Source organism: Clostridium sp. TJA020 (assembly GCF_058310295.1).
Genome location: NZ_JBZEFC010000016.1, coordinates 1 through 6,833 on the forward strand (window position 1 = coordinate 1; position 6,833 = coordinate 6,833).

4 protein-coding genes are annotated in these 6,833 nt (G+C 26.2%); all 4 read left to right on the forward strand.

Annotation, left to right across the window (positions count from 1 at the left end; translation table 11 throughout):
- The first annotated feature begins 543 nt into the window (after positions 1 to 543).
- Positions 544 to 2,523, forward strand: a complete 1,980-nt coding sequence (gene glgB, locus AC4FQ1_RS12995) for a 1,4-alpha-glucan branching protein GlgB (protein ID WP_491169859.1) — start codon at positions 544 to 546, stop codon at positions 2,521 to 2,523.
- 21 nt (positions 2,524 to 2,544) lie between these two features.
- Positions 2,545 to 3,972 (forward strand): glycogen synthase GlgA, encoded by a 1,428-nt coding sequence (gene glgA, locus AC4FQ1_RS13000; protein WP_491169860.1) that lies wholly within the window; start codon positions 2,545 to 2,547, stop codon positions 3,970 to 3,972.
- A gap of 72 nt (positions 3,973 to 4,044) precedes the next feature.
- Complete coding sequence (locus AC4FQ1_RS13005) at positions 4,045 to 5,226, forward strand: glucose-1-phosphate adenylyltransferase (RefSeq protein WP_491169861.1); 1,182 nt, start codon at positions 4,045 to 4,047, stop codon at positions 5,224 to 5,226.
- A gap of 52 nt (positions 5,227 to 5,278) precedes the next feature.
- A complete protein-coding gene (gene glgD / locus AC4FQ1_RS13010; RefSeq protein ID WP_491169862.1) occupies positions 5,279 to 6,385 on the forward strand; it encodes a glucose-1-phosphate adenylyltransferase subunit GlgD in 1,107 nt (368 codons plus the stop codon).
- Positions 6,386 to 6,833 lie beyond the last annotated feature (448 nt).

A 6,833-nucleotide genomic window follows, 5' to 3' on the forward strand; every position in this document is an offset into this window, starting at 1 on the left:
TTACAGTTCTTTCTTCTGATTACTTTAGTATATATAAATTAAGTATATATATTATTGGACTTCTTAATTTATCTCTAGAATATGCAATTATTAAAGAGTGATTTTACATATATAATTTTATTAATCCATTTATAATCTCATTTATTTTCAAAATTAAATTTTTTATTATTTAAAAATTTCTAATGGATAAAATTTTTAAATTAATTTATTTTTTGTTTTTAAATTAATTTATATTTTTCTCAATATAATAAATGAATAGTTTTTTAGTGTTATGAATAAATTTATGTATAAAAAAGTTATGTGTTATTTTAAAATTTTAATTGTATTCTGTAGATACAAGATTTATAAAAGAAATTATATTTAAAATATAAAAGGCTAAAAGTTATTTTTTCTATAACTTTTGGCCTTTATTTATTTAAGTTATAAATTTTTAAAAAATACATTTTATTTTGTAGGAATTTAGATTATGAAATAAATAGAGATTTTGAAAATATAATGCTACAATTGTAAAGTAATGGATATTAGAAGGGGGCGAAAGATAACATGGGTAAAGTAGCAGAGGGGGATAAAGTTATAAAAAAGACAGTTAAGAAAGGTCAAATAACTGAATTTGATAATTATTTATTTCATGAAGGAAAAAATTATAATAGCTACAGGTTTATGGGGTCTCATAGTGTTATAGAAAAGAGAAAACGAGGGGTAAGATTTACTGTTTGGGCTGGAAAAGCAAGTATGGTTTATATAGTTGGTGACTTTTCAGAGTTTAAGCCTTTGGAAGAATATAAGATGGAAAAAATAAGTGATAATGGTATATGGACGATTTTTATTCCTGGATTAAAGGTAGGTACAAAATATAAATATTATATAGTAGACGAATTTAAAAATAGGTCTTTTTATAAAGCGGATCCATATGCTTTACAATCGGAATTAAGACCTAATACTGCTTCTATAGTGAAAGAAGATATAAAGTTTAAGTGGAATGATAGAAAATGGATTAATAAAAGAAAAAGAAATAATATTTATAAAAGTCCAATTAATATATATGAAGTACACTTAGGCTCTTGGAAAATGTGTGATGATGAATTTTTATCTTATAAAGAATTAGCTAAAAGGTTAACTGAATATGTTTTAGAAATGGGATATACGCATGTAGAATTAATGCCAATTATGGAACATCCATTAGATAAATCTTGGGGTTATCAGTCAACAGGATATTACTCAGTAACTAGTAGATATGGTAATGCTGAAGATTTAAAAGAACTTATAAACGAGCTTCATAAAAATGATATAGGAGTTATACTTGATTGGGTTCCAGGGCATTTTTGTAAGGATTCACATGGATTATATATGTTTGACGGAAGTCCTACTTACGAGTATGAAGAAGGATGGAAAGCTGAAAATAAAGGTTGGGGAACTTCTAATTTTGATTTAGGTAAGCCAGAAGTAAGGAGTTTTCTAATATCAAATGCATTTTATTGGATTAGAGAATTTCATATAGATGGATTAAGGGTAGATGCTGTTTCTAATATAATTTATTTAAATTATGGAAGAAATGATGGCGATTGGTTGCCTAATATATATGGAGGCAATGAGTGTTTAGAGGGAACATCATTTTTGAAGGAGTTAAATAGGGCTGTATTTTCAGAATTTGAAAATATAATTATGGTTGCTGAAGAATCAACATCTTGGCCTAATGTAACAATGCCTATAGAAAATGGTGGTTTAGGATTTAACTTTAAATGGAATATGGGATGGATGAATGATACTTTAAAGTATGTAGAGATTGATCCTATATATAGAAAATATCATCATAATAATATGACTTTTTCTATGATGTATAATTACTCTGAAAATTTTATATTACCAATTTCTCATGATGAAGTGGTACATGGTAAAAAGTCTTTAGTTGATAAGATGTGGGGTGATTATTGGAACAAGTTTGCTGGATTAAGATTATATTTAGCTTACATGATTGGACATCCTGGAAAAAAACTTTTATTTATGGGTTCTGAATTTGGACAGTTTATAGAATGGAGAGATTATGAGGAGCTTGAATGGAAACTTATAGATAAGTTTTCAATGCATAATAAAATGTTACAATACACTAAAAACTTAAATAAATTTTATAAAAAAAATAATGCTTTATGGGAACTTGATTATAATCCAGAAGGATTTAAATGGATTGATGCAGATAATAAAGATCAAAGTATTTTTACCTTTATTAGGAAGGGAGAAAAAGAAAAGGATACATTAATTTTTATATGTAACTTTACTCCTAATGTATATTATGACTTTAAAATAGGGGTTCCATATTTAGCTGATTATAAAGAAGTCTTTAATAGTGATGATAAAGAATATGGTGGATCTGGACAAATTATGGATCAAATACTTGTTGCTGAAGATAAAGAATACAATAATATGCCATATTCTATAAAAATAAAAGTTCCACCTATGGGAGCATCAATATTAGGTATTGATAAATTTAATAAGCTAACTGTGAAAAATAAGAACATAATAGAATAGTAAGCAAAGGAGTAAGAGAAAATGAGAGTTTTAATAGTTGCATCTGAGTCACACCCTTTTATAAAAACAGGTGGCCTTGGAGATGTTATTGGTGCATTACCTAAAGAATTAAAAAAGTTGGGTATAGATGTTAGGGTTATAATACCAAATTATAAAGATATAAACCTTAATTCAAAATATAAGTCTAAATTTTTAAAATCATTTAATGTAGAGGTTAGTTGGAGAAATCAATATTGTGGAGTATTAGAATGTGAATATGAAGATGTTCCTTATTACTTGATAGACAATGAATATTATTTTAAAAGAGATGGATTGTATGGATATTATGATGATGGAGAAAGGTTTGCTTTTTTCAATAGGGCTATATTTAAACTTATAAAAGAAATTGGGTGGAAGCCAGATATTATACATTGTAATGATTGGCAAACTGGAATGATTCCTGTTATTAATAAAGTTGAATATTACTATGATGAGTTTTATAAGGGAATAAAAACTATAATATCTATTCATAACTTATTATTTAGAGGAACCTTTGATAAGGAGGTATTACCAGAACTGTTCGGATATGATTATGAATTATTTAACAATGGAAGTTTAGAGCTTTATGGTGGAGTTAGTTTTTTAAAGGGTGCAATAAATTATTCAGATTTAATAACAACTGTTAGTAAAACTTATTCTAAAGAAATAAGGACAAAGGAATTTGGAGAAAAGTTAGATGGGTTATTGAGGTTTAAAGAAGATATTCTTAAAGGAATAGTAAATGGTATAGATTATGATGAATATAATCCAGAGAAAGATGATTATATTTATAAAAATTACTCAGTAGAAAATATAGAATTAAAAGTTAAAAATAAATTGATGTTACAAAGAGAACTTGGGCTTAAAGAATCAGAAGATATTCCTATGATAGGTATAGTTTCAAGGTTAACTAGTCAAAAGGGTTTAGATATATTTATGTATTGCTTAGATGAACTTTTACAAAAAGAAGTTCAGATAGTTGTTTTAGGAACAGGAGATAATGAATTTGAAGAAGGATTTAAATGGTTTGCTAATAAATATCCTGATAAATTATCAGCTAATATTTTATTTGATAATAAGTTAGCACATAAAATATATGCTGCATCAGATTTATTTTTAATGCCATCTTTATTTGAGCCTTGTGGACTTGGACAACTTATTGCATTAAGATATGGGGCAATTCCAATAGTAAGAGAAACCGGTGGACTTAAAGATACAGTAATATCTTATAATGAACAAACAGGTATGGGAACTGGGTTTGTATTTAAAGATTATAATCACTTAGATTTAATAAATTCTATAAATTATGCTTTAGAAACTTATAATAGTAAAAATAAATTTAGAAAAATAGTAGTACAAGCTATGAAGAGTGATAATAGCTGGATAAAGTCTGCAAAAGAATATAAAGATATATATGAACAATTAATATAGAGATTATTATATAAATTATTATTTGGGTTAATTAAATAAATATTATATTTAGGGGAAGGGGAATAAGTGAATATGGTTAATAAGGAAATAGTTGCAATGGTATTAGCTGGTGGACAAGGTTCTAGGTTAGGAGTGTTAACAAAGAATTTAGCAAAACCTGCAGTACCATTTGGAGGAAAATATAGAATAATAGATTTTCCTTTAAGCAATTGTGTAAATTCTGGTATATATACAGTAGGTGTTTTAACTCAGTATAAACCACTTGAGCTTAATTCACATATAGGAATTGGAGATGCGTGGGATTTAGACAGAAGAGATGGTGGAGTATCTATATTACCTCCATATCAAGAAGAGAAGGGTGGAGATTGGTATAAAGGAACTGCAAATGCAATATATCAAAATATAGAGTATATAGATAGGTATAATCCTGAGTATGTTCTTATACTTTCAGGTGATCACATATATAAAATGAATTATGATAAAATGCTAAATTTTCATAAAGAAAATAATGCTGATGTAACAATTGCGGTTATAGAAGTTACTATGGAAGAAGCAAAGCGTTTTGGAATAATGAATACAAATGAAGATTTAACTATATATGAATTTGAAGAAAAACCAGAAAAACCAAAAAGTAATAAAGCATCAATGGGGGTTTATATATTTAAATGGGATAAGTTAAGAAAATATTTAAAAGAAGATGAACTAGATGAATTGTCAAGCAATGACTTCGGTAAAAATATAATACCAAAAATGTTGAATGATAATATGAGAATGTTAGCATATCCTTTTAAAGGTTATTGGAAGGATGTTGGAACTATAGATAGTCTTTGGGAAGCAAATATGGATTTATTGAGAGAAGAAAATGAATTAGATTTAAGAAGCAATGATTGGAAAATATATTCAAAAAATCCTGTTAGACCAGCTCAATATATAGGTAAAAAATCAAAAATAAAAAATTCTATGGTTAATGAAGGTTGTAAAGTATATGGAGTTGTAGAAAATTCTATATTATCTCAAGGTGTATACGTTGGGGAAAATACTATAATAAAAGATTCTGTAATAATGCCAAATGCTTATATTGAAAGTAATGTGATTATAGATAAAGCGATTATAGGAAGTGATTCCATAATAAAGGAAGGTTCTTTAATAGATAATGGAAATAAAATTGCAGTAGTAGCAGCTGGAAATATTATAGATAATCTAGCAGATAAAGAAAATTTAGGGGTTATACCAAGAGAAATTTCTATGGTATAAAATGTTTTGAAATAGTCTAATAGATTATTAGTGATGAAAGGGTGAAGTTTGCTTGAATAATTGTTTAGGAATAATAAATTTGGATGAAAATGAAAGTAAAATGGGAGAGTTAGTTAGATATAGAACATTAGCATCAGTACCTATATCAGGAAGATATAGAATAATAGATTTTATAATATCAAATATGTCTAATTCAGGAATAGAAGGTATAGGTATATTTACAAAAAATAAATCAAGGTCATTAGTAAATCATTTAACTAATGGAAGACCTTGGGACCTCCATAGAAAAAAGGATGGACTTAGAGTTTTTAATTTTGGGGATTATGATCCATATTATGATGATGTTCATAATTTTATTGAGAATATAGAGTTTATAAAAAATAGTAGAAAAGAGTATGTTTTATTGGCACCATCATATATGATATGTAATATAGATTATAATGAACTAATAAAAACTCATAAAAATGAGAAAAATGATATAACTATAGTTTATAAAAAAATAAATAATGCAAAAGATAGCTTTATAGATTGTGAAGTTTTAAATATAAATGAAGTAAATAGAGTAATTAGTATTGGTGAAAATATAGGAAGAGAAAATGAAGCTAATATTAGTATGGAAATGTATATAATGAAAACAAATCTTTTTATAGATATAATATATGAGTGCGTAAAAAATGGAATAGATAGAAAAGTTAAAAATTATATAAGTAGAAATTTAAATGATATTAAGGTTGGAACTTATGAGTTTAAAGGATATTTATCTTGTGTAAATTCTGTAAAATCTTATTTTGATTCAAATATGGATATTTTAGATGAAAAAATAAATAGAGAATTATTTTATGATAAAGATCCAATATATACAAAGTCACAAGATGAAGCACCAACTAAATATACTAAAGAAAGTGAAGTAGTTAATTCAATAGTTGCTAATGGATCTTATATAGAAGGAACAGTTAAAAATTGTATTATAGGTAGAAGAGTTCATATAGGAAAAGGAAGTATCATGGAAAATTGTATAATACTTCAGAATAGCAAAATAGAGGATAATGTTTATATGAGTAAAGTAATTGCAGATAAAGGTACTACTGTGAACAAAAATCAAAATATAAATGGTACAGAAAATTACCCCGTTACAATTCAAAAAAGAAAAGCTATTTAAAGAAGGCAGTTTAAACTGCCTTTTTTATTTATATAATGAGATTATTTCACTTAAACTATTCCTAGTGTATCAATAGTAGCAAAATAATGAATTTAATAGTATTTAAGAGAATTTAGCTAATATATTAATTAAACAAGTAAAAATAAATATATATAAGGAATAGTATATGATATCATTAAGTCCGTTGCTTGAAAGACAAAGGACTTTTAAGTTCGAACTTATATTTAGAATATGTCGAACTGAGTTGACAAATGTTGAGTAAAGTGATAAGATATTATTGTTGTTTAGAAGAGGAAACACTTTGAAAGTTTAGAAAACTTTATAAAAAAAGTTGTTGACATAAATCTTCTTAAATGATAAGATAAACAAGTCGCTTGAGGGCGACGAGATAAAATGGTCTTTGAAAATTGAACAGAATATAGAAATACATTTAGAACCAGCAATTCTT

What these genes read in the sequence shown, in the direction of transcription:
- glgA (WP_491169860.1), top strand. Translation starts at nt 2,545, where the DNA reads ATGAGAGTTTTAATAGTTGCATCTGAGTCACACCCTTTTATAAAAACA.
- glgB (WP_491169859.1), top strand. Translation starts at nt 544, where the DNA reads ATGGGTAAAGTAGCAGAGGGGGATAAAGTTATAAAAAAGACAGTTAAG.
- AC4FQ1_RS13005 (WP_491169861.1), top strand. Translation starts at nt 4,045, where the DNA reads ATGGTTAATAAGGAAATAGTTGCAATGGTATTAGCTGGTGGACAAGGT.